We start from the raw sequence: 21,714 nt of genomic DNA on the forward strand, positions 1-21,714 counted from the left end.
TGTAATTATATTATATACGATCCTGTAAAGATCGGCCAGATACATTCACGCCGATTTCCCTACCGATGCTCTGGTTGACTTTCTTTCTATACTCTACTCCTACAAGGATAGGGCTCACGCTTATCACATTACCATTCTCGGGAGAGGAGCTTATGATCAGTTCGATGATGCAGGAGGCTTCCTCGCCAAGCTTTGGGGGCTCTATCTTGATTTGTTGAAGGATGCCGGCGAATGTTTGTCCGCACCGTTTCTCCCTTTTCAGTATCTCGTTCAATCGAGTGATACGCTCAAACAGCGTCGTGCCGGACGAGCCGCGTAAGTGCTTGATGAATGGGCGTAATCGGGTGTAGAAGTCTCTCTTCTCTGAATTTTCCTTGGTGACTTCCAGCTCATGCAGCAACATGGGGAGCACGACGTGATCCATCACATGATCCATATTCATGCAGTTTCTCATACGTCCGACATAATACTTTAATCTCTCCACATTGGGGATATATCGGTATAGAGACCATTCTTCATCGCTCAATTGTATATTGGTAAATGTCTTTTTTTCCTCAACTCTCATTTCTTTATTTATTTCCCGGATTTCCGAATAGGCACGGAATCATAACCGAATGCTTTTATTTATTCATGGTTTAATGTCTTCGCTCCGGTAGCTTCGCAATATCATTCGAATGAGAAAGCAATCTAAAGTATTCATTAAAAAAACTTTTTATTATATGAACGAACCGAATTTCCGCATCCGCCCCTACTCCAAAAGGGAGTTGGCGAAGCTCTATTTTCCTGATACAAATAACGAGGAATCTGCCATCGCAAACCTCCGTAACCTGATGAAGCATAACCCCGACCTGATCACCGAGTTGAAAAAAGCGTACTATAAGCCTCACAACAAAACGTTTACGCCTAAACAGACAGGCATCATCGTACAGTATCTCGGTGAACCGTAAGCGGGAACTGAAGCCGTTAGTTATTCACTAGGTATAGCCGCTAGTTATTCACTTGACAAGCCATTAGTTATTCACTTCGGAAACGCCTTAAACGAAACAACCGGAATGAAACCGAAAGCATCGGAAAGTGAGGTTTTCGACTTCCTTACTTTTGTATCAGTCAATGACATTGATAAAAATAACAGAGTATTCACTATTAAAATTTTAACATTATGGCACAGCCTTTTTATGCTAGAAAAATCGATTTGAACATTGGCCCTCGTAAGGGAGAAACTGTTTACAGTGCTCAAGCTTATTATTATGGTACAATCACTACCAAGCAGGTGGCTACCCAGATCGCACAAGAGTCGGCCTTGACACCGGCCGACGTGATCGGGGTCATCGAACGTCTCGCTTATTTCTGCCAAACCCACATGGCGCTTGGTTACAAGATCAAGCTGGACGGATTGGGCATCTTCTACAACGAGTTGCTCACCGAGAAAAGCGTAAGCACACCCAAGGAGGTGACAGCCAAGCTGGTGAAAAGTATCCGACCAGCGTTTAACGCCGAGTATACGATCCTTAACGGGACGTTCCGTTATGCGCTCCTGCCCGAGAAAACCAATTTGGTGAGAATCGACTTTAAGGGTGGGGTACCTATCGTAACTCCCGAGGAAGGGGACTCCGAAAGTCCCGACGAGATCTGATCTCCAAGAACTATACATTATTCACCCTCAAATTTGAACAGACATGAGCAATTCAAGTAAAATCGATTGGAAGAAAATAGTCCAAGCTATCGTACAGGCTATTATCGCAGCCTTAACGGCATTAGGTGTATCTTCCTGTGTTTCTCACTTCTAAATTCTAGTGACAATGACGCAAGAAACATTTCCCATGATTGTCGGCGGAGAAGAGACGCTCAACGAGCGTACCCTGCTGACGCAAGTGGAAAGCGGATTGATGATGAATGGGGCGGACTCTGTCCGCTTCATCGTCATACATTGCTCCGCTACCCAAAGTGACCGTGACTATACGGTGGAACAGCTTCACCGTGACCATAAGGTACGGGGATTCCGTACCATCGGCTATCATTTCTATATCCGCAGGAGTGGAATCGTGACACAGCATCGCCGACTGCTGGAAGTAGGTGCCCATGTCCGTGGACTCAATCGTTGCAGCATAGGTATTTGTTATGAAGGCGGATTGGATGAAAGCGGCAAAACCGCCGATACCCGTACCCCGGAACAGAAGGAGCGATTGAGGGAACTCCTGTGGAAACTCCACACGCTCTTTCCTCATGCGTTTATCGTGGGGCATCGTGACTTGCCCGGCGTAAAGAAAGCTTGTCCCTGCTTCTCGTGCGATGAATATCGTTACTTGTTCCATTAACTATCCCGGGAAATGTGTCGCTATGATGCCTTGCAACATTCGAGAGACATTTCCCGATATTCTTTTCTTCATAACACTTTCTTTCCAAAGCGTAAGGCTATGAATATCAGTTCCACAGAGTTGATAATAGCCGTTTTTCAGTAGCCACTCCGCCTTACCTCGAACCTCCGGACCATATGCACCGATCAAGGAAAGGAGATTCAATTGGAACCTCACGTTCATACCTTTCAATCGCCAATAATCTTTCTCATTCATATAGGTATATCGTTCGGGATGCGCCAGTACAGGTATATAGCCTTTTGCCTTGATCCGAAGCAGAATATTATTTAATCCCATCGGAGGATTAAAATAGGAAGTCTCCACTAGCAAATGTTTTTGAGCCTTGCCAATCGGCAACAAGTCTTCCGAGGCCAGTCGCTCCTCAAATAAGTTATCCAACATGTATTCCGCGGCTAAATGGAGAGCTATACCTCCGGAATAATATTGAAGAAGAAGCTGGAAACGTTCTCTCAATTTCTCGCTCGTGTTGGGAATGTCTTCCATGACATGGGGAGTAAGCCAAATAGATTTAACTCCTAGTTTCTCCAAACAATCCAACGTATCCAAAGATTCACCCAACGTCCGTATACCATCATCCACCCCGGGTAATATATGTGAATGGTAATCAGTAAATCCCTCCAAAATACCGCTTCCCACAAGACTGGTCTGCTTTTTGAAAAACCACATCCTATTTATTCCTCTTTCGTATATCCGGCGTAGCCGTAATGGTAGCCATATTTGTAGCCATAACGGTTACCTCCTCCGTCTGTTCCATTTAAGATCAAAGACATGTTGCCGTATTTACGTTCCGTATGGAACTTCTCGACATCCACTAACAGGTTTCGGTCAAGTAATCCCGCACGGATGATAAACAAGGTCAAGTCTGAGTACTTATTGATAATGGAAGCATCGGCCACGATCTCGACCGGCGGACAATCGATAAAGATATAATCATACTCCATACGGAGCTGTTCCAGCAATGTGGCAAAACGTTCCGAGAATAAAAGTTCCGTAGGGTTTGGGGGGATCGTACCTACGGGAATCACATCCAAACCGGCGATAGTTTCTCCCTTTACGATAATAGAGCTATAATCCGGAACCTGTCCGCTTAGGTAATCGGATATGCCACACTTTGGAGAATGGATATAATCGCTAAGGGATGCTCGACGAAGGTCCATATCTATCGCCAGAACTTTTTTACTTTTTACGGCGAGACTCGTGGAGAGATTCATCGTTATAAAGGTCTTACCGCTACCGGGATTCAAGGAAGATACCATGATAACCTTTGAGTGAGCGTCTTTTCCCATCATGAACTCTAAATTGGTACGTACTACCCGGAATGCCTCATTGATTACGTTACGGCTTTTTTCCTTGACTACGATTATGGCCTTTTCCTCTTTCTTACGCCGGAAAAAGCCTTTTTTCGCCCGATATGACAAAGGTATCTCTCCAACGAATGGAATGGTCAATCGCTCTATATCTTTTCGCCCGCGAATAGTCGTATTCATATTCTCCAACATAAACAGGATCACGACCGGTATTAACAAGCCGAGCGCAAAAGCTACCAATAAGATATTCTTCTTAACCGGGGCTATAGGAAGCATATTTCCCGTCGGCGGGGTGATCAACCGTGTATTATATGCCGTAAAAGCTTGGGACAACTCATTCTCCTCACGTTTCTGCAACAGGAATAAATACAATGACTCTTTTACCTTTTGCTGACGTTCCACTGATAACAGGTATTTCGCTTGCGAGGGATTAGCGGCGATACGGGCCGTGGTTTGCTTCTCGCTTTGTCGCAAAGTACTAATTTGCGTATTAAGCGTGACTACCAGATTATCAATGGACGAGATGATAGCCGTACGCATGGCCTGCAAGGAATGATCCAGATCCATCACCAACGGATTTCGCTCGCTACTGTTCGCCACTAAATTGTTACGTTGCAACTGCGTCGTATTGTATTCTGATATCTGATGTTCTATATTGGTGCTTTCCAAACCGGAGTTAGCCGGTAGCAACTGGTTCTTGCTGGAAGCGTTCGTCAAGTAGTTCCGGATATAACGGGCCATGGATAACTGAGTGTTCAAAGTAAGGATGCGGGAATTGGTCTCGCTGGATTGCGCCAGATACAAACTGGAGGCCGCTTGCACATCCGGCAGCAGATTCTCGCTTTTATAAGTAGAGATATTCTCATCCACGCTCCCCAACTCCCCCTCAATCACACCCAAACGATCATTGATAAACATGGAGGTACTGATGGCGATCTGGTTCTTGTCTATTACCCAATTCTCATTATAGACGGATATCAAGGTATTCAATATGTCTTCCGCACGCCGCACACTGACATCCTTAATCGAGAGGTTGATCACCGTTGATTTCTCGTCGCTTAACGCTACGCTCAAATTACCGGAATAGGCGGATAACGTGCCATACAGACCGGATCGCGAGACATAAATCGGCTGAGCGAACGCTCCTTGAAAATAAGGGGTCGGATCTATCGTCAGTTTACCCACCGGAGTCGTAACCAACTCCCGTAACTTACAGGTCATGACCGAGGTCTCTTCAAGCTCCTCACCCTCCCGAATGAAATCGGATAGTTCCACGTTCTCCTCATCCAGCAAACGTAAGGTAAAAGACACGGATTCATTATCTTGCAAATCCGCAAATGAAACAGAGACCGGAAGATCCTGTCCATAAAGGACTTTGCGATAAAAAGCCCCATCCGTATGATAGGCAACATCCAAACGCAATCGATTCACGACATCCAGCATAATCGCAGGAGATTGCAAGGATATCAACTCATTGTTCACATTGGTGTTCGCCTGAAAAAGCCCCAGATCGGAAAAAGAGCCTCCCACCTCGCCGGAAAGAGATTGCCCCTTCGACTCGTCCTTGATCAACAAAGCCGCCGACCGCATATAAACCGGAGGAGTAACCAATACATAAAGAATAGCGACACTTAGCGTTATCCCCAAAGAGATGACAAACCAATACCACTTGGAGAGACAGAGGTAAAACAAGTCCTGAATCCGCATGAAGTCCTCCGGTTGACCCGTTCTAACGTTATTTTGAGCCATAATTTTTTAATGAATGAATTGAATGATCAATTATTATTTGAATACAAGTACGCTAATCGTTGTCAACAAGGAAGCCAGCGATATCCAAAAGGAGGTGGAACGAACATTGTTTCCGTTGACAGTGGACTGACGTGCCCGCACGGTATTCGGCTCCACATAAATCACGTCATTCTGCTGGAGGTTATAGGCGGGAGACGCATACATCTGGCTGGCGGAGCAAAGGTCTATGCCGTAAACTCGTTGCGCTCCATTTTCCTCACGTAGTACCATTACCTTATCCCGTTTGCCATAAATCGTCAAATCGCCCGCCATACTGATAGCGTCTAACAAGGTCATTTGATCCCGGTCGATATTGAAACGCCCCGGGTTGTTCACCTCACCCAGAACCGATATTGTAAGGTTCATAAATTCAACGGTCACCACCGGATCTTTTACGTAATTCCCTGTAATCAACGCATCCTTGATAAAGGCCGCTATCTCAGACCGGCTTTTCCCCGCCACATGGATTTTTCCCAATACAGGAAAATCAATCTCACCCCGATCGTCTACCGTATAGCCGGACAAGCCACGACTTGATCCACTACCTTGCGATACCTGTCCGACCTGCTGCGACAGGATCGGCAAATTAAATAGGTTGGTCAGTTGGGGATCTCGGCTATTCACCAGAATAGAGATCTGATCGCCCGGTCGTATCTTGACCGTCAATGGAGACACGACCTTCTGCTCACTCTCTCCGGGGTGAAGATCTTGAAAATAATTCGTTTGGTGCGTAGTGGAACAGGCGCTTAAAAGAAATAACAACCCTACCAATTGTATGAAAAACACATGTGAATAACGAGAACTCTTATTCATGATATAAAATTAATTGATTTGATTTCATTGATGCCACTCTTTTTCCTGATAAAGGATGATGCACCGGTTGATGATAAGATGTATCAATGCCCACAACAACATATTTAGTACCAATAACCAAGTAAGATTTAAAACCGGGGACAGCAGGATATTCATCCCTATGAAAAAGAAGGAGATTAACAGGACCGTCACCAATACCGTACGGACACGCATACCAGTCCGCAACAACTTATGATGGATGTGATTCTTATCCGGTAAGAAGGGATTCCTGCCTTTACGTAATCGATGCAACACCACACGGAAGACATCAAGAAGAGGAACCAGGAGCGTCGAGAATGCTATAACCATATAAGGGTTTGTCCGGACCTCCCCATCTGAATGTACGACACTTAGTTGTATTACCAAGAAGCTGAGGATATAACCGATCGTCAAGCTTCCTGTATCCCCCATGAAAAGTTTGTGCCCACGCTGAGCGTTGCCAAAAACGTTATAGAACCAGAAAGGTATCAATATACCTAATGTAGCTAACGCCAACAATGCATAAAAATAAGATCCGTTAGATATACAGATAGCCGCCAATACGGTAAGCGCGATACAACTCAAGCCGGAAGCCAAGCCGTCTATACCGTCAATCAGGTTAATAGCGTTGGTTATATAAACGACTATCAAAACCGTCAAAGGAATACCCACCCACGAAGGAAGCATATAAATTCCGAACAAACCGCCTAACGAGTTAATCCATGCCCCCGGCAACACCAATAGGATCGCCGTAAAAACCTGAACAACAAATTTGTAACGATAACCGACACCCACCAGATCATCTGCCACACCAATGAGATAAAGTAGCATACAACCACTGACCCAAAACAGTAACTCCAACAAACTTCGATCGGTTAGCAAACGAGCTATCGGAATCCCAACGCAATGGAACAGACCGATTATCAAACAGAGCGACACGAGTATCGCCGGGAAGAAAGAGATACCTCCCAAGCGGGGAACAGGTATGGAATGCACCTTACGCTCGTCGGGCTGATCGAACAATCGTTTCTTATAGGAGATCAACAAGATATTGGGGATAAGTATCAATCCCTGTAAAATGGATATCAAAAAACCACCCGATAAAAAAAGACCGGTCTCTATTATCGTTCTCATATTTTTTGAATAAAGCTTTGTGGGATATAGGAGGTCGCTACGGCACAGACCCCCTGAATGGCGACAACCAAACGGCTGTTTTTCTTGATCCGGCAGATATATCCTTCCGCCCCCTTGAATTTCCCGTCAATCACTCTCACACGTTCTCCCCGACAAAACTTGGTACTGTCAGCCCCCAAATATTCCATTCCTTTCTCGCCGGATGACGTGACCAACATGAAAATATTCATCTCCCGGTCCGGAATGATAAGTGGCACCTTTTTCAATTCCTTATCTCTTGTATACAGTATCACCTTGTCCGTGAATTGTCGCTGTATCTCCATCGCACGCAACGTCGTAGAATGAAAGAACAGGATTGAACTGATAATTGGTTTACGTATGATCTTTCTTACTCCATTCCGCATGACCACCGCATCCTCACAAGGGAAATAGCAATCGATATCATCCTTCTTGAGGGATTCCTCGATCTCAAAAACTTTGTTATAAAATACTTTTAGCGCAAACCAATGGTTGCCGTCAAGTGTTATTGTTTTCAATGAATTATACCGTTTTTATTCATGTACAAAGAGGATATACCTTCCATTCCTGTATTTCCTTATTTTTTGATTAAAGGATATACAGCAATCAAGGTTAATCCGGCTATTTTTATATAAAATTCCGAAATGAGGACCATTCCTGACTACAGTGAATGGGAAACCCTAACCCTATATTTCTACCGTTTCTTGGTAAGAAACAGTACAAATAGTTATTTATCTTATTATCAAATACATAAAATATATAAAAACTACTTTTTTACTCGGTTTACTCAATTTGATACTCGAAAAAAGATAAGGTTGTTGTCGAAAAAAGTATACACTCTCATTTTCCAGACCAGACAAAGAATAATAGAGAAGAAAACAATTAACGTATTTATATATGCTATTTGTTAACGAGTTACATCAACAGAGGATACAATTTATATCCAAAAATCCCCCCTTTATTTTTTTGTTTTGCAGATTATAATTACATTTGCGACGTATTTCTAAGATTTCTTACCAAGAGACAGTAGAATTTAGGTCTTTTAAAATTCCATTATTCGCATTGTCTATCAACGAGTTATCCAAAGAGTCCAAATAAATAAGAGTTGTCTTCTCGGAGGTATGTCCCATTCCTGCGCTGATAACCGCAACAGGGATATTATGATTGCGTGCAGCGGTAGCCCAACTATGGCGGGGAGTGTATGAAGATAGAGGCAATGTCTCACCGATTAACTTCCCCAATCGCTTTAATTTCTGATTATGGTAATTCAATCCCGTTTGGTATTGCAAGTAAGCCCGATCCGGATTTTCATCGGTAATGATTGGAAATACATAGGGAGTTTTCGAAGAGTCCGATAGATATCGTCTCAAGATCGCCTCTATACAAGGTTCAATTCGCAACGTCAGGTTTTGACCGGTCTTATGGCGACAGTAAGTAATTACCCCTTTACCTATATTTTCTTTTTTCAAATAAGCCATATCCACAAACGCCATCCCTCGAGTACTATAGCTGAATACAAACAAATCCCGAGAGAGAGCCAAAGCCGATGAATAAGACAGGTCAAGTCTCTGCAACTTCAAAATGGTCTTTTCACTAACGGCACGTTTCGATGTCTTGGCGATCCCGGTATATACCTCATGAAAAGGAAAAGCTTGCTCCACAAGTTGCTCTTGTACAGCTTTATTATAAGCGGCACGCAAGATTCTCATATAAAATGAGCTACTATTCTTACTCACTCTCCTTCCCCATAGCCATTTCTCATATTTGCAAGCCGTATCGGAGTCTAATGCGGTGAGAGGTATATCACAATTCTCTAAAAAAGAGGAGAAGCTGTTCAATGTTCGTAAATAATTACGGGAAGTACTGAATTGACCGCTATCATGAAGGAGTCCAATCTCTTTTCTCAAATAGTCCAACATTCCGGTTTCAGTTTTTGGAGATCGAAATCTCCTGATCACATCGGATAAGGTGTATTCATCCCCTACAGCATCTAATTCCCGAATGATTTTCCGGATCGCAACTAAGTCCGCATTTATTCGTTTCTGATAAGAAAAAATAGTTTTTTCATTGTCAGGCGTAACAACCAACTCTCGTTTCTCCCCATTCCACCAATGAGGAAATATCCGCATATCGGTAGTTATTTGCCTATTCTCCTGTCTGTGACAAAGTTGGTAGCAGACAACACCCGCTTTGCCTCTCACCGTCGATGGACGAAACTTTACTTTTATTGTAGCCATACTTTTTTAAGCCAATTTTACACTAGCCAACCCGAAATGTCAATAGGTAGACAATAATAATTATCATAGAAAATCTATCATAATGTCCTCATTCAGGAGCTATTTAAAACATATGACTCACCCAAAAAGTTGTTTATAGGAGATATCTATCAGATTCTGCTAAAAAGATTGAATTTATGAAAAGAATAGTCTGCAACTAACACTTAATTATTTCGACGATATTCGGTTGGAGTGACCCCATAGCTTTGTTTAAAAGCCGTACTAAAATAACGAGCGCTGGAAAAACCGACACGGTCCGCTACTTCCTGAATACTCATATCCTTATGAGATGAAAGCAACCGAGAAGCCTCGACCATACGAAACCGAATCACATAATCACCAACCGAGACATCCGACAAATGACTGAACTTGCTATAAAGCGTCGTTCTACTCATCGCCATCGCAGAGGCGATAAAAGGCACATTCAAATCCGGATTACTCAAGTTCTCCCGAAGCAACGTATTCAATTTACACATGAATTGTTCGTCCGCATTGCTTGTCGCATCCTCTTTTGGAGAGAATAGACAACCGGACTCACGATAACGCACACGAAGTAGGTCTCGTTGTCTTAATATATTCCGCAGAATCACCAACAAGGAATCTATATCAAACGGCTTCGCCAAATAGATATCCGCCCCTGATTTATACCCCTCCCAAGGGAAACATAATCCCACGGAATGGAAATAGCCTGTTCCCCGGATATACCATCAGGATGAATCGGTAACCCATCTAAAGCCAAATTAATCATGCTCACAGAAAAATCCTCTTCCTCATGAATGTCATAGCCGGGCCGTATCCTAACCAGCCCTTCCACTCCAGAAATATAAATATTACCGGAAGAAGACTCAAAAGCAGGTTCCGGAAAGTACCACGATCGAAATATGCCAATCCGCAACAGGTTCCTACCCAAATATTTCCCTCCGCATCTTCCTCCAAAAAAACTATATCATTATAAGGAAGAGAATGCGGATTCTCCCTCTCCTCCTGATAAACGGTAATCTTTTCCCTATCGAAACGATTCAACCCAAATCGGGTACCAATCCACATAACCCCTCTTTCATCTACCAGCACACATTTTACGGAAGACTGCGATAATCCGTTTTCCAAAGAGATTTGTTTAAAATAATACCTAGGAGCTGCATAAAGAGACTCTGTTAAACACACTAAAAACAGCAATAGATATAATTGTAAAAACTTCCAAAATACTCGCATAGTTGTATATCACCCATTGTTCGGCAAAAACACTAAATCGTCCGAAATATAAGGCTTGCAGAGTATAAAAAAACGTTTTTTGAATTTTCACGGACGATTTTGGACTCAAGAAAATATCCTTAAAGCATAGATTTGCAGCAAGTGAAAAATTAAACAAAAAAGCATATCATTAAAAATTATTCTTATGTTACGTACAACGGGTATATATTTTATTATTTTGGTTATGATACTTGTAAAATGTTTCCTTCCGGACGAAAAACCGGAGATCATTCCTTTCCCCTTGCAAAGTGTATCAGACAAAGGTGATTTCACATTCAACAAGGCAACCCTCATCAGTGTAGAAAATGAAAAACAGGCTATGATCGCTCGGGAGTTGACCGATCTGTTCACGCTTTCCGCCGGATTCACCCCGGAAATAAAAATACAAGACAAACGAGCCAATATCATATTCCGCACAGACAAAGAACTAGCGGCCGAACATTATAAACTGAATATAGCCCCCTCTTGTATTCTAATAAAAGCATCCGGACAAAAAGGTTTCTTTTACGCAACGCAAACCTTACGTTTTCTGCTTCCTCCAGCAATAAACAGCCCAACTCAGGTAGAGATATTCAATGGAACGTACCGGGAATGACCATACTAGATGGCCCCCGATACAGCAATCGGACCGTGGCAATACACACACCTTTCACTCTCATCTCGAAGGATAATCTCAAAGAATTAATCGATCACCTAGCCATGTTAAAAATAAACAGACTTCATTTCACACAAGAAGTTCATGATACGACACCTGAAGGACAGCAAAAAATGAAGGATATGAACCTGTATGCTAAATCCAAGAAGATCACGATCTCAAACGGAACAACACACACCCATGATATCATATCGTATCTCCCGTTCCAAGCAGAGCTACTTATCTGGAAAGCAAATATCTCCGATTGCGATGAGGATAAAAAAGGTTATTCCAATATTTAGCGCCCATCGCAGAAAGAAGCTGGTCTGGTAATTTGTTAGCCCATCGCCTCACGCAAGATATCGATCAAGATAGGCTTCAATCCGCTTACGAAACATTCCACGGCGATCACCATCAGTATCAATCCCATCAAACGCATCATCACGTTATTTCCAGTCTCTCCCAATATCCGTACCAAACGGGTAGAAGCTTGTAAGATCAAGAACGTGATAAAATAAACCAATGCGATAATACCAATCAACGTACCCTTTAAGCTGAGTGTCGAGGCGTCATCCATAAGCATGATTGCGTTGGCGATCGCTCCCGGACCGCACAACATCGGGATTGCCAGAGGAGTAATGGATATATCATCCGCATAGGTTTTCACCTCTTCCTCTTTCAACTTCGCGTTCGAGTAGCGTGCTTGAAGCATATCAAACCCAATCTTGAAGATAATAAAGCCGCCAGCTATGCGAAAGCCGTTCGAGGAGATACCAAAGAACTTAAACAGGAACTGACCGGAGAAAGTAAAAACCATCAAGGTGATGAACGACACGATCGTGGCCCTTCGGACAATCGCTTTCCGCTCATGGTCATTCATACCATTGGTCATGGTCAAGAAAACCGGCATCGTACCGAGTGGATTGGTCAACGTAAAAAACGAAGTGAAACATAATAGGGCGAAAGGTAACAAGTCTTCCATATCAATAATTTTTTAATTGGCTAATGTGCCAATATGCCAATTAGTTGAAGAGAGCATGATTGGCACATTGGTACATAACATATTATCACATTATTTACTCATCCCAGACCAAATAGGCTGAGACCAACCAATGATTCAGCTTATTCCCATCCACTTCTGCCGCTTCCGGAATACTCACCGTCAGCGTATGATGGCCGGGTTGGATATCCTTCAGCTCCACCTCTTCCGGTATCACGTCCGATCCGGGACACCAATTAGAGCGGGAAAGATCCGAAGACGCCAAGGGTTCCTCTACTTCTTTCTCCGAATAACCCTTCTCGGTGATATAGGCAGCCAGACGCTTTCTCAACCAAACCCCGGTAGCCGGATTAAAACGACGGAAAGAAGCGCAGTCCGTACGCCAAGGAACAAAATCCAAGACAGGAACTCCATCAACAGATACAATATTCTGTTTCTCCACGAACTCATCACCACCGGAATGACCGCCATGTCCCGTAACGATATATTTCAGACGGACATCACGTGCGCCTTGAGGAATATCAAAATCCAATGACACGTCCTTCCGGGCGAATATATCCGGATATTCCTGCCCGATATAATAAACCGTATTCATCAACGGCTCTACATGTTTCTTCGGCAAAGCGTCGCAAGTCAGATCGGACTCGTCCACATCGATCGTCATGCTAGCGACGTATCCTTCCGGTGTCCATGTATCGATAAAGATCCCAACATAAGCGCCACCTTCCAGAAGAGGATACAAATCGGTTATGTCTTGCTCCCAGCTTACGCTATCCTCCCAATGGTCGACATACACAGGTTTACGATGTTTCGTCAAGCTATCCTCGGGACTACTGTAATGCCCTACTCCGAACGGAGTCATGAAACGCATCAATTCCACGGTAGGTTGATAATCCGTCCCGGGGATGATACCGATCATCTTCTCCAGTTTCACGCTATCCACCGCAGGAAACTCCTTCTCCCCTTTAGCGATATTCAACAAATTAATGCCCGAGGCATTTGGCAATACAAAACAAGAGCCGGATTTATCCCAGCGATCTCCATTCGAAGCTACCGTAACCCGGAGTTTGACGGAAACGTTTCGCTTATATTCCGGCAATGTTACCTTCTTCAAGATAATACGGCCATTCACCAAATGATAGATACTGTCCGGTCCCGGAGCGTTAAAAGCGGCGGGATATACATCCGGAGCGAAACGTACGTGGGTATCATTAAATACCTGTACGGAATAATCTCCCATTGACGGTAATTCTTTATGTCCGCAAGAAGCGGTACATAGAAAAACTCCCGTCAAGGAGACAAATAAAACCAATTTTTTAATCATTTTGTCTAGAATTTAGTAAGCTCCTTAATAAGCTGCTTTTGTCCGGCAGTCTTATCGGCGTGCGTACAAGGACCGGTCACACAACCGCCCTCGCAAGCCATCACTTCTATAAACTGCGCGGGAGCCTTTCCGGTTTTAGCATAAGCACGTAATAATGCCACATTTTTCTTTGTCAGGTTGGCTACCTGCACGGCATTTACGTTCTCGTCCTTCAAATAAACCTTAACGGCGTTGATCACACCACCACTTTGGGCGAAGCCATGCGCCTCACGGACAGCGTTAAATAATACAGAGAAAGGCTGGGCCTCCTCGATCTTGATACCCAATCCCTCCAATACGGAACCTACTTCCTCAAACGTAAGTGTAAAATCCACGCACGGATCTAGTTTCACCTCTTTTCGTTTCGCCACGCACGGGCCAACAAACACGATCTTCGCATCCGGATATTTTTCCTTCACGATACGGGCCGTATAATACATCGGAGATCCAGTAGAAGAGATGTATTTCTTTAAATCCGGGATATGTTTCTCGGCCAATTGCACGTAAGACGGACAGCAACTAGTGGTCATGAACGGTTGTCCTTCTTTCAATTTCTCGATCAATTCTTCCGCCTCATGACGGGTGGTTTCCATAGCGCCTTGCGCCACCTCAACCACTTCCTCGAATCCCAAGGACTTGATAGCGCCATACACTTTTTCCTTCGGAGCGCTAAACTGAGCTAAGATAGACGGAGCGACAATCGCTACCATCTGTTCCTTATTCCGCAAGCGTTGCAAGATATCGAATACTTGCGAGATCTCGAAGATAGCACCGAACGGACAAGCATTCACACATTTACCGCAATATATACATTTAGACTCGTCGATATGCTCCACCCCATACTTGTCCTTGCTGATCGCCTTAACCGGACAAACTTCCTCGCAAGGGATCGGGATATAAACGATGGCATGGTACGGACAGCTTTGGTGGCATTTACCACAGCTGATACAAGTTTCATGATCAATCTCGGCCTGACCGTTTTTCTTGAATCGGATAGCGTCCTTCGGGCAGTTCATATAACAACTACGAGCCACGCAACCCCGGCAAAGATTCGTGATCTCATAATTCACGGAGACACAAGAGGAACACGCCTCATCCACTACACACATGATATTTTCCTTCTTATTCTCCGAGCGGAACAAGGCACGCTTCGCATACTCTGAAAGCGGTGTCAACTCATCTTCCTCGTCCTGCATATCAAAACCAAGCAAAGGCAAGGTCTTGTATTTCCAGACGGCACGTTCCTTATGTACACAGCAACGGCCCCTCACTTTCGATTTTCGGGGACTCAACTCGATCGGTAAGCGATCTATTTCTTCTAGAAGACGGTTTTCTTTCCAGAGCTTTACTAACTTCGCCAGCAATCCGTGACGAACAATCATTACGTTGTTGGTAAATGCCATAATGTTATCGTATTTGTGCTTTTAGTATATCGTATATCGCATCACTTCTTTACAAACGCGAAGGTAAATAAAAGTTTCTAAACAGAAAGAAAGCTTTCTTTAAGAATTATCGAAGCACTATGAATATCTCCGCCAAACGGAGGATTTAATTTAGACAAGACAAGTTCCACCTCCGTGATCTGTGGAAATCTCTCTTTCAAAGCCTTCAAGATACGCCCCGCCGCGTGCTCAAGAAGTCTCGAGGGGATAGCCATTTCTGCTTTCACGGTTTCATATACTGTGGCGTAATTGATCGTATCGCTTAAATCGTCGCTCCATACCGCATTCTCCAACGGCGCTGTCAGTATCAAATCTACGATAAAAGTATTCCCAACCCGGGTCTCTTGGGGTGCCACGCCATGATAGGCATAGAATGTCATCCTTCGTAATTCAATCTTTGTTGTCATAATCTTTTAATTTATCTGTAAATGTATAGAAAGTAAACCTTCCTGCAAAAAAATAGTCTTATATTTGTCAACCAAGTAACAACACATTATGATGGGAATAAAACAAAAAGATGAAAATTCCGCAGGCGGATTACACAACGCCTTGGCTGCGGGGACAACGATAAAGGGTAATATTATCACAGAGACAGACTTTCGCTTGGATGGAAAAGTAGAAGGGGACATCAGTTGCAACGGCAAGATCGTTATCGGCCCCAAAGGTAGCGTAACAGGCAATATCGTATCCGAGAATGCTGAGATTCTCGGTGAGGTAGATGGCTCCGTAAAAGTAAGCGCAAAGCTTATTCTAAAATCAACAGCAATTATCAAGGGAGATATATATACCCAATCCCTAGAGATCGAACCAAACGCACGGTTCAACGGAGCCTGCTCGATGTGTTCCGAGAAAAAGAAAGCGGACAAATAGACTGAGGGCCGCACTTTTCGATACGGCCCTTAGTCTTTCTTATTTTCGTCCAGCCTCTTTTATCAACGAGACGATCTTATTATTCAGGTTATCAGCCTGCAAAAGCTGTTCCAACGTAATATGCATCCGGTAGCGCCAATAATGCGTTGAATTCGCAGGAACGTTAATACGCTCGGATTCTATATCCTTCCGCTTGATAGAATCATCCATAGCAAACCAATCCTGCAACGGAATAATCGTCAGCATGGAACGAGTCTTCAAATGATTAGAAATAATCTGGGCAACGATTTCAGCCGTACATTCATCCGGGGCCTCACCGATCCGTTGCAATACATGGTTGTAATAACGCTGTGTCTTCTCCGGATCTTCTTTCCACCAATTACGAAGAGGAGTCATATCATGTGTAGAAGTCGTACAAACCGAATGATAAGGCAGATTGAACATATCGGAAAATTCCCGCTGTGGGCTCTTCGGCATACGCTCAATCTCCAAGCTTAGTATTTGCAACTTATTCATAACCTCGGGAACAGAGGCGGGGATCATACCGAGATCCTCTCCACAAACCAACATCTCCGTGGACGCAACCAACGGTGTCAAACGCTTAAACGCTTGCGCCTTCCAAAAATCATTATGGCGATGATAGAAGAAATGCCAGTATAACTGATCGAACGCATAACGGTCGGAACCACTCAATTCCCGATAGATATAGGATTGATTCGCCGAGATCCGGGGATGAAACTTATCGGTCTCTCTTGGATCACGAAGAAATAATACCTCATTCGCAATCGTAAACAGGCCATTCTTGATCCGTAGGGAAACTGGATCCGCCTTATCCGCAAACAACGCCTCAATCTTCCTTTGCGTATCACAGAACGGTTTTAACACATAATGCCGGGAGGAGGATTGTGCCAAATAAGCACCTATCACCTCTTCTGTATTTTCCTCAAACAATTCCGATAAAAATTGTCGATTGATATGTGGGGTCGTGAAACGAGATTCGTTAAAATTCAATCCATACTGCTCGATCTCTTCTCTCGAGAACGGCAACGCTGGATTGAAATGACCACAAAGCCCTTGCACATATTCACAAGGAACCTCCCATATTCGGAAAAATCCCAAGATGTGATCTATACGGAAACAATCGAAATAATCACTTAACTTAGCGAAGCGTTTTTTCCACCAAGAGAAATTATCTTTCTCCATCGCATCCCAGTTATAAGTCGGGAACAGCCAGTTCTGACCGTTCATGGAAAAGTCATCGGGGGGAGCACCCGCTTGACCATTCATATTAAAATATTTCGGTTCCGTCCAAGCCTCTACACTAGTGCGGCTCACGCCAATGGGTAAATCACCTTTCAATACAACTCCATTCTTACGGGCATAATCCGATACCGACTTGAACTGGTTGTGCAATACATATTGCAAGAAATAAGAGAACGAGATCTCCGGCCATGCGTCACTATCTTCCCGGCATAGGGCGCGAACACGTGTCTTATTGTAAGTAGAATTACCTTGCCATTGAGAGAAATCCGATGTCCCATAACTTTCCCGCAAGAAACAATAAGTAGCGTAAGGCATCAACCATGACTCATTTTGCGCCAAGAACTCTTTAAACTCCGGCGTATCTAATACGGCCTTACCCTCCCCTGCGAAATATTCTTGACAATAACCCAATTTATATTTCAGTACTTCCTCGTAATCAACCGTATCTTTTGCGTTTAATTCTTTTTGCTTCCCTGCATAAAAAGCAGCTCTCTCCGGATCTTTCAAGGTCCCCAAAGCCGATAAATCCACATACATGGGATGAAGGGCATAAATAGAAATAGCGCTATACGGATAGGAATCCACCCAAGTATGGGTCATTGTCGTATCATTCATAGGTAATACTTGAATGATACGTTGGTGCGTCTTTCTAGCCCAATCCACCAACATGTGTAAATCTCCCAAATCACCTACTCCAAAGCTCTTTTCCGAGCGCAAGGAAAAGACGGGGATAACCGAGCCGGCACAACGCCATAACGGTAAGCTATCCCGGAAGTAAAGACCAGATATAACAACGGTCTCACCCTGTTTCTGCGGAACAAGACTTAGAATACGATTCTCATCACTCTCCCAATACAAAGGTTGACGGGAATCATTATCCCAAACCAAAAATTTATATTCTAAAGGATACCGTATCTCCGCAGCGTCTAAATCAATATGCCATTCCGGGAAAGTATCGCAACTCAGCAATAAAGCCTTGTCCGGATGCCAGTTACCTAAGCATTCTTGATTTCCAGTAATGGCTACACACTGATTCTTTTCCACCCGGGGAGCGGATATCTTTATCACCAATTTTCTTCCACTTCTAACGACCCTCTCATGTGTATTGCAGGGATGAGCGAATAAACTTTTGGTGAAAGCCGAAGAATAAAAGGCTAGATTATCCGGACGGATTTGCCAATAATCATAAAGGATGTAAGAATCAGATTGTCCATCCAATACAATCCGGTGATTCTTCTCCCACTCCTCAAAGATCTGCTTATCATTAACACTTAAGAAATATCTATATTCTATATCTTTTATATCGGGTGGAAGATCCAGTTCCAGTTTCCAGTTTCCATCCCCAGAGTAATTCATCTCCTTAGCCAAAGCAGGTTCCCAAGAGCCTAATTCCGGTATGGAGCCCACTACACATAACTTCTGTCCCCAAACGGTATGGAAGTTTATATTAAAAGTGACTTTCATGGTATATAGATTTAGTCAATTATTTAACCGCATTTAGAGGCTCCGCAATTCGTGCAGATCAAACAACCTTCTTGATAAATCAAGGTCTCCAACCCACAGTTCGGACATTTCTGCCCTTTCGCTTCCATGCCGTTCGGTAAATATTTCTTCAAGGCCCGTTCCACGCCATTCTTCCAAGTATTGATAGACTCGCTATTCAACTCCATACCCTGTACCAGTTTTATAACCTGATCGATAGGCATTCCGTAACGGAGCACACCGGAAATCAATTTAGCATAGTTCCAATATTCCGGATTAAACTTGCCATCCAAGCCTTCGATTGTCATTTTATAACCGCGTTTATTCTTGAACTGGAAGTCGTAATGCTTATTACCATCCTCATCATAGCTCTTGATGATCGTACCTTTAGAAACGTTTTTAGGTAACATGATACCCTCGTCATCATCGGCCAAACCGGTAAAGATCTCATACGGACGGCCATTCAACAAGCCGACGAAAGCGATCCATTTCTCACGGTTATTCTGGAATTTTACCACATCCGCATCCAATTCACGAGGACGGGTAGATACGATAACCGGTGGTTGCATGCAGTTGCAATCCTCTTTTTTCTTCTTTTTATCTGTCGCAATCAAGACACCGGAACGAGAACCATCTCGATAAACAGTACATCCTTTACATCCGCATCTCCATGCCTCAACATACAAAGAATCTACCAACTCCTCACTTACATCGTTCGGCAAATTGATCGTTACGCTGATAGAATGGTCCACCCATTTCTGAATGCGTCCTTGCATACGGACTTTTTGTAACCAATCGACATCATTGGAAGTCGCTTTATAATAAGGAGACTTAGCAACTAGCTCCTCCACTTCTTCTTGTGTATATTTCTTACTTGCCGAATAACCATTCGCTTGCATCCACGTTACAAACTTATGATGGAATACGATATACTCCTCGAAAGCGTCGCCTGTCTCATCCACGAAATCCACACGAGCCTCGGAATCGTTCGGGTTTACTTTGCGGCGGCGCTTATATACCGGCAAGAATACCGGCTCTATACCGGAAGTGGTTTGTGTCATCAAGCTAGTCGTTCCCGTCGGAGCGATTGTTAAGCAAGCGATATTACGACGGCCGTATTTCAACATATCCTCATATAAAGCAGGATCAGCCTCACGCAAACGGTTGATGAACGGATTTTTTTCCTCACGCTTCGCATCGAATATCTCAAAGGCACCACGTTCTTTCGCCAACATTACGGATGAACGATAAGCGGCCAAAGCTAATGTCTTTTGTATAAGTTCCGCACAATCGGTTGCTTCTTCTGTTCCATAACGCAAACCTAAAGCGGCAATCATATCGCCTTCCGCCGTAATGCCCACACCTGTACGGCGTCCTTGCAAAGTCTTTCGTTGGATCTTTTCCCACAAATGACGCTCTGTTTGTCTTACCTCCATGGATTCCGGATCCGAGTCGATCTTAGCCAAGATCATCTCGATCTTCTCCGACTCCAAATCAATAATATCATCCATAATCCGCTGGGCCAAACCTACATGCTTCTTGAACAAATCATAATCGAAATAAGCGTCCGGAGTGAACGGATTTACCACATATGAATATAAATTGATCGCTAACAAACGGCAACTATCATACGGACAAAGAGGTATCTCGCCACAAGGATTCGTGGAAACCGTACGGAACCCCAGATCCGCATAGCAGTCTGGTACAGACTCACGTAAGATCGTGTCCCAGAATAGCACACCCGGTTCAGCGGATTTCCAAGCGTTATGAATAATTTTTTTCCATAAGCCAGAAGCATCGATATCCTTCACATAAACGGGAGAATCCGAATCAATTGGATATTGTTGCTTATAGGTACCGCCATTAACCGCGGCATTCATGAAATCATCATCAATCTTCACAGATACATTTGCACCTGTAACCTTACCTTCCGTCATCTTAGCGTCGATAAACGCCTCCGAGTCCGGATGTTTAATAGAAACGCTCAGCATCAAAGCTCCACGACGGCCATCTTGGGCCACCTCACGGGTGGAATTCGAATAACGTTCCATAAACGGAACCAACCCGGTAGAAGTCAACGCAGAATTCTTAACCGGAGAACCTTTCGGGCGAATATGCGAAAGATCATGGCCTACACCACCACGGCGCTTCATTAATTGTACCTGTTCTTCGTCAATACGAATAATCGCACCATACGAATCCGCTTGCCCGTCCAATCCGATAACAAAACAATTAGAGAGTGAGGCAATTTGATAATCATTGCCAATTCCCGTCATCGGACTTCCTTGCGGAACGATGTAGCGGAAATGATCAAACAGGTCGAAAAGTTCTTGTTCCGACAACGGATTCGGATACTTTTTTTCCACACGGGCAATCTCACTTGCCAAGCGATGATGCATATCATTCGGAGATTCCTCATAGATATTTCCAAACGCATCCTTCAAGGCATATTTATTTACCCATACTTTAGCGGCGAGCTCGTCACCGGTAAAGTAATCCAATGAAGCCTTAAACGCTTCGTCAAAAGTGTAAGTTTTACGATCCACAATTATTATATTTATTTTGCGACTGCAAGTTTACGCATACTTTACCAGTTATCCAAATTACCCTACGTTAAAAAGAATACTTATTGAAAAGTTTTCCAAAACAAAACTTGCAACTCCACATTTTCAACTACTTA

At 43.7% G+C, this 21,714-nt stretch carries 22 protein-coding genes; 7 read left to right on the top strand and 15 right to left on the bottom strand.

Annotation, left to right across the window (positions count from 1 at the left end):
* Positions 1 to 10 precede the first annotated feature (10 nt).
* A complete protein-coding gene (locus tag CI959_RS02885) occupies positions 11 to 565 on the bottom strand; it encodes a hypothetical protein (RefSeq protein ID WP_011965861.1) in 555 nt (184 codons plus the stop codon).
* Positions 566 to 674: 109 nt separating this feature from the next.
* Here CI959_RS02885 and CI959_RS02890 point away from each other — a divergent pair, with 109 nt between their 5' ends.
* The 4 genes from CI959_RS02890 to CI959_RS02900 all read left to right on the top strand — a co-directional run bounded on the left by CI959_RS02890 (position 675) and on the right by CI959_RS02900 (position 2,315).
* Positions 675 to 947, top strand: a complete 273-nt coding sequence (locus CI959_RS02890) for a DUF4248 domain-containing protein (protein WP_008780974.1) — start codon at positions 675 to 677, stop codon at positions 945 to 947.
* Positions 948 to 1,159: 212 nt separating this feature from the next.
* Positions 1,160 to 1,633: an HU family DNA-binding protein gene (locus CI959_RS02895; protein WP_005855124.1), complete on the top strand. Its 474-nt coding sequence runs from the start codon at positions 1,160 to 1,162 to the stop codon at positions 1,631 to 1,633.
* Positions 1,634 to 1,676: 43 nt separating this feature from the next.
* Positions 1,677 to 1,787, top strand: a complete 111-nt coding sequence (locus CI959_RS21445) for a smalltalk protein (RefSeq protein ID WP_151896172.1) — start codon at positions 1,677 to 1,679, stop codon at positions 1,785 to 1,787.
* Between the two features lie 12 nt (positions 1,788 to 1,799).
* Positions 1,800 to 2,315 (top strand): N-acetylmuramoyl-L-alanine amidase, encoded by a 516-nt coding sequence (locus tag CI959_RS02900; RefSeq protein ID WP_011965859.1) that lies wholly within the window; start codon positions 1,800 to 1,802, stop codon positions 2,313 to 2,315.
* Here CI959_RS02900 and CI959_RS02905 read toward each other — a convergent pair whose 3' ends face one another.
* From CI959_RS02905 to CI959_RS02945, 8 genes are all read right to left on the bottom strand, one after another.
* Complete coding sequence (locus CI959_RS02905; RefSeq protein ID WP_011965858.1) at positions 2,316 to 3,041, bottom strand: tyrosine-protein phosphatase; 726 nt, start codon at positions 3,039 to 3,041, stop codon at positions 2,316 to 2,318.
* 5 nt (positions 3,042 to 3,046) lie between these two features.
* Entirely contained in the window at positions 3,047 to 5,431 is a 2,385-nt protein-coding gene (locus CI959_RS02910) for a tyrosine-protein kinase (RefSeq protein ID WP_095231399.1), read from the bottom strand.
* 33 nt (positions 5,432 to 5,464) lie between these two features.
* On the bottom strand, positions 5,465 to 6,283 hold the full coding sequence (locus tag CI959_RS02915) for a polysaccharide biosynthesis/export family protein (protein WP_005855116.1): 819 nt from the start codon (positions 6,281 to 6,283) through the stop codon (positions 5,465 to 5,467).
* Positions 6,284 to 6,307: 24 nt separating this feature from the next.
* Positions 6,308 to 7,435, bottom strand: coding sequence for an MraY family glycosyltransferase (locus CI959_RS02920; protein ID WP_005855113.1), 1,128 nt, complete (start codon positions 7,433 to 7,435; stop codon positions 6,308 to 6,310).
* The gene (locus CI959_RS02925) at positions 7,432 to 7,971 is read right to left on the bottom strand and encodes a UpxY family transcription antiterminator (protein WP_005855111.1); all 540 of its coding nucleotides are present in this window, start codon (positions 7,969 to 7,971) and stop codon (positions 7,432 to 7,434) included. Before CI959_RS02925 ends, CI959_RS02920 begins: the two co-directional genes overlap by 4 nt.
* Before the next feature lie 495 nt (positions 7,972 to 8,466).
* Positions 8,467 to 9,690: a site-specific integrase gene (locus CI959_RS02935; RefSeq protein WP_005855107.1), complete on the bottom strand. Its 1,224-nt coding sequence runs from the start codon at positions 9,688 to 9,690 to the stop codon at positions 8,467 to 8,469.
* A 203-nt stretch (positions 9,691 to 9,893) separates the two neighbouring features.
* Positions 9,894 to 10,403, bottom strand: coding sequence for an AraC family transcriptional regulator (locus tag CI959_RS02940; RefSeq protein ID WP_005855105.1), 510 nt, complete (start codon positions 10,401 to 10,403; stop codon positions 9,894 to 9,896).
* 76 nt (positions 10,404 to 10,479) lie between these two features.
* A complete protein-coding gene (locus CI959_RS02945; protein ID WP_226766808.1) occupies positions 10,480 to 10,836 on the bottom strand; it encodes a two-component regulator propeller domain-containing protein in 357 nt (118 codons plus the stop codon).
* Between the two features lie 328 nt (positions 10,837 to 11,164).
* On the opposite strand from CI959_RS02945, the gene CI959_RS02950 reads away from it, so the two are divergent.
* Both CI959_RS02950 and CI959_RS02955 read left to right on the top strand, forming a co-directional pair.
* Positions 11,165 to 11,575 carry a glycoside hydrolase family 20 zincin-like fold domain-containing protein gene (locus CI959_RS02950; RefSeq protein ID WP_011965854.1) on the top strand — a complete coding sequence of 137 codons (411 nt, stop codon included), beginning with the start codon at positions 11,165 to 11,167 and terminating at the stop codon, positions 11,573 to 11,575.
* Positions 11,576 to 11,679: 104 nt separating this feature from the next.
* Positions 11,680 to 11,916 carry a hypothetical protein gene (locus tag CI959_RS02955; RefSeq protein WP_022192094.1) on the top strand — a complete coding sequence of 79 codons (237 nt, stop codon included), beginning with the start codon at positions 11,680 to 11,682 and terminating at the stop codon, positions 11,914 to 11,916.
* A gap of 35 nt (positions 11,917 to 11,951) precedes the next feature.
* Here CI959_RS02955 and CI959_RS02960 read toward each other — a convergent pair whose 3' ends face one another.
* The 4 genes from CI959_RS02960 to folB form a co-directional block, all read right to left on the bottom strand.
* Entirely contained in the window at positions 11,952 to 12,596 is a 645-nt protein-coding gene (locus tag CI959_RS02960; RefSeq protein ID WP_005855096.1) for a MarC family protein, read from the bottom strand.
* 94 nt (positions 12,597 to 12,690) lie between these two features.
* Positions 12,691 to 13,938, bottom strand: a complete 1,248-nt coding sequence (locus CI959_RS02965) for a PNGase F N-terminal domain-containing protein (RefSeq protein WP_005855094.1) — start codon at positions 13,936 to 13,938, stop codon at positions 12,691 to 12,693.
* A gap of 5 nt (positions 13,939 to 13,943) precedes the next feature.
* Entirely contained in the window at positions 13,944 to 15,380 is a 1,437-nt protein-coding gene (locus CI959_RS02970) for a monomeric [FeFe] hydrogenase (protein ID WP_011965852.1), read from the bottom strand.
* A 77-nt stretch (positions 15,381 to 15,457) separates the two neighbouring features.
* Positions 15,458 to 15,826, bottom strand: a complete 369-nt coding sequence (gene folB / locus CI959_RS02975; protein WP_005855090.1) for a dihydroneopterin aldolase — start codon at positions 15,824 to 15,826, stop codon at positions 15,458 to 15,460.
* A gap of 91 nt (positions 15,827 to 15,917) precedes the next feature.
* Here folB and CI959_RS02980 point away from each other — a divergent pair, with 91 nt between their 5' ends.
* Positions 15,918 to 16,289: a polymer-forming cytoskeletal protein gene (locus CI959_RS02980; RefSeq protein WP_005855088.1), complete on the top strand. Its 372-nt coding sequence runs from the start codon at positions 15,918 to 15,920 to the stop codon at positions 16,287 to 16,289.
* Between the two features lie 39 nt (positions 16,290 to 16,328).
* Here CI959_RS02980 and CI959_RS02985 read toward each other — a convergent pair whose 3' ends face one another.
* Both CI959_RS02985 and CI959_RS02990 read right to left on the bottom strand, forming a co-directional pair.
* Entirely contained in the window at positions 16,329 to 19,016 is a 2,688-nt protein-coding gene (locus CI959_RS02985; protein WP_009276785.1) for a 4-alpha-glucanotransferase, read from the bottom strand.
* A 23-nt stretch (positions 19,017 to 19,039) separates the two neighbouring features.
* Complete coding sequence (locus CI959_RS02990; RefSeq protein ID WP_005855085.1) at positions 19,040 to 21,580, bottom strand: adenosylcobalamin-dependent ribonucleoside-diphosphate reductase; 2,541 nt, start codon at positions 21,578 to 21,580, stop codon at positions 19,040 to 19,042.
* Positions 21,581 to 21,714 lie beyond the last annotated feature (134 nt).

The sequence above is a fragment of the Parabacteroides sp. AT13 genome, from assembly GCF_002272965.1.
Lineage (GTDB): Bacteria > Bacteroidota > Bacteroidia > Bacteroidales > Tannerellaceae > Parabacteroides > Parabacteroides distasonis.

Coding starts and splice junctions, on each gene's coding strand:
- CI959_RS02915 (WP_005855116.1), bottom strand. CDS start 6,283: ATGAATAAGAGTTCTCGTTATTCACATGTGTTTTTCATACAATTGGTA.
- CI959_RS02965 (WP_005855094.1), bottom strand. CDS start 13,938: ATGATTAAAAAATTGGTTTTATTTGTCTCCTTGACGGGAGTTTTTCTA.
- CI959_RS02885 (WP_011965861.1), bottom strand. CDS start 565: ATGAGAGTTGAGGAAAAAAAGACATTTACCAATATACAATTGAGCGAT.
- CI959_RS21445 (WP_151896172.1), top strand. CDS start 1,677: ATGAGCAATTCAAGTAAAATCGATTGGAAGAAAATAGTCCAAGCTATC.
- CI959_RS02900 (WP_011965859.1), top strand. CDS start 1,800: ATGACGCAAGAAACATTTCCCATGATTGTCGGCGGAGAAGAGACGCTC.
- CI959_RS02905 (WP_011965858.1), bottom strand. CDS start 3,041: ATGTGGTTTTTCAAAAAGCAGACCAGTCTTGTGGGAAGCGGTATTTTG.
- CI959_RS02890 (WP_008780974.1), top strand. CDS start 675: ATGAGAAAGCAATCTAAAGTATTCATTAAAAAAACTTTTTATTATATG.
- CI959_RS02950 (WP_011965854.1), top strand. CDS start 11,165: ATGATACTTGTAAAATGTTTCCTTCCGGACGAAAAACCGGAGATCATT.
- folB (WP_005855090.1), bottom strand. CDS start 15,826: ATGACAACAAAGATTGAATTACGAAGGATGACATTCTATGCCTATCAT.
- CI959_RS02910 (WP_095231399.1), bottom strand. CDS start 5,431: ATGGCTCAAAATAACGTTAGAACGGGTCAACCGGAGGACTTCATGCGG.
- CI959_RS02960 (WP_005855096.1), bottom strand. CDS start 12,596: ATGGAAGACTTGTTACCTTTCGCCCTATTATGTTTCACTTCGTTTTTT.
- CI959_RS02955 (WP_022192094.1), top strand. CDS start 11,680: ATGTTAAAAATAAACAGACTTCATTTCACACAAGAAGTTCATGATACG.
- CI959_RS02920 (WP_005855113.1), bottom strand. CDS start 7,435: ATGAGAACGATAATAGAGACCGGTCTTTTTTTATCGGGTGGTTTTTTG.
- CI959_RS02980 (WP_005855088.1), top strand. CDS start 15,918: ATGGGAATAAAACAAAAAGATGAAAATTCCGCAGGCGGATTACACAAC.
- CI959_RS02970 (WP_011965852.1), bottom strand. CDS start 15,380: ATGGCATTTACCAACAACGTAATGATTGTTCGTCACGGATTGCTGGCG.
- CI959_RS02985 (WP_009276785.1), bottom strand. CDS start 19,016: ATGAAAGTCACTTTTAATATAAACTTCCATACCGTTTGGGGACAGAAG.
- CI959_RS02895 (WP_005855124.1), top strand. CDS start 1,160: ATGGCACAGCCTTTTTATGCTAGAAAAATCGATTTGAACATTGGCCCT.
- CI959_RS02935 (WP_005855107.1), bottom strand. CDS start 9,690: ATGGCTACAATAAAAGTAAAGTTTCGTCCATCGACGGTGAGAGGCAAA.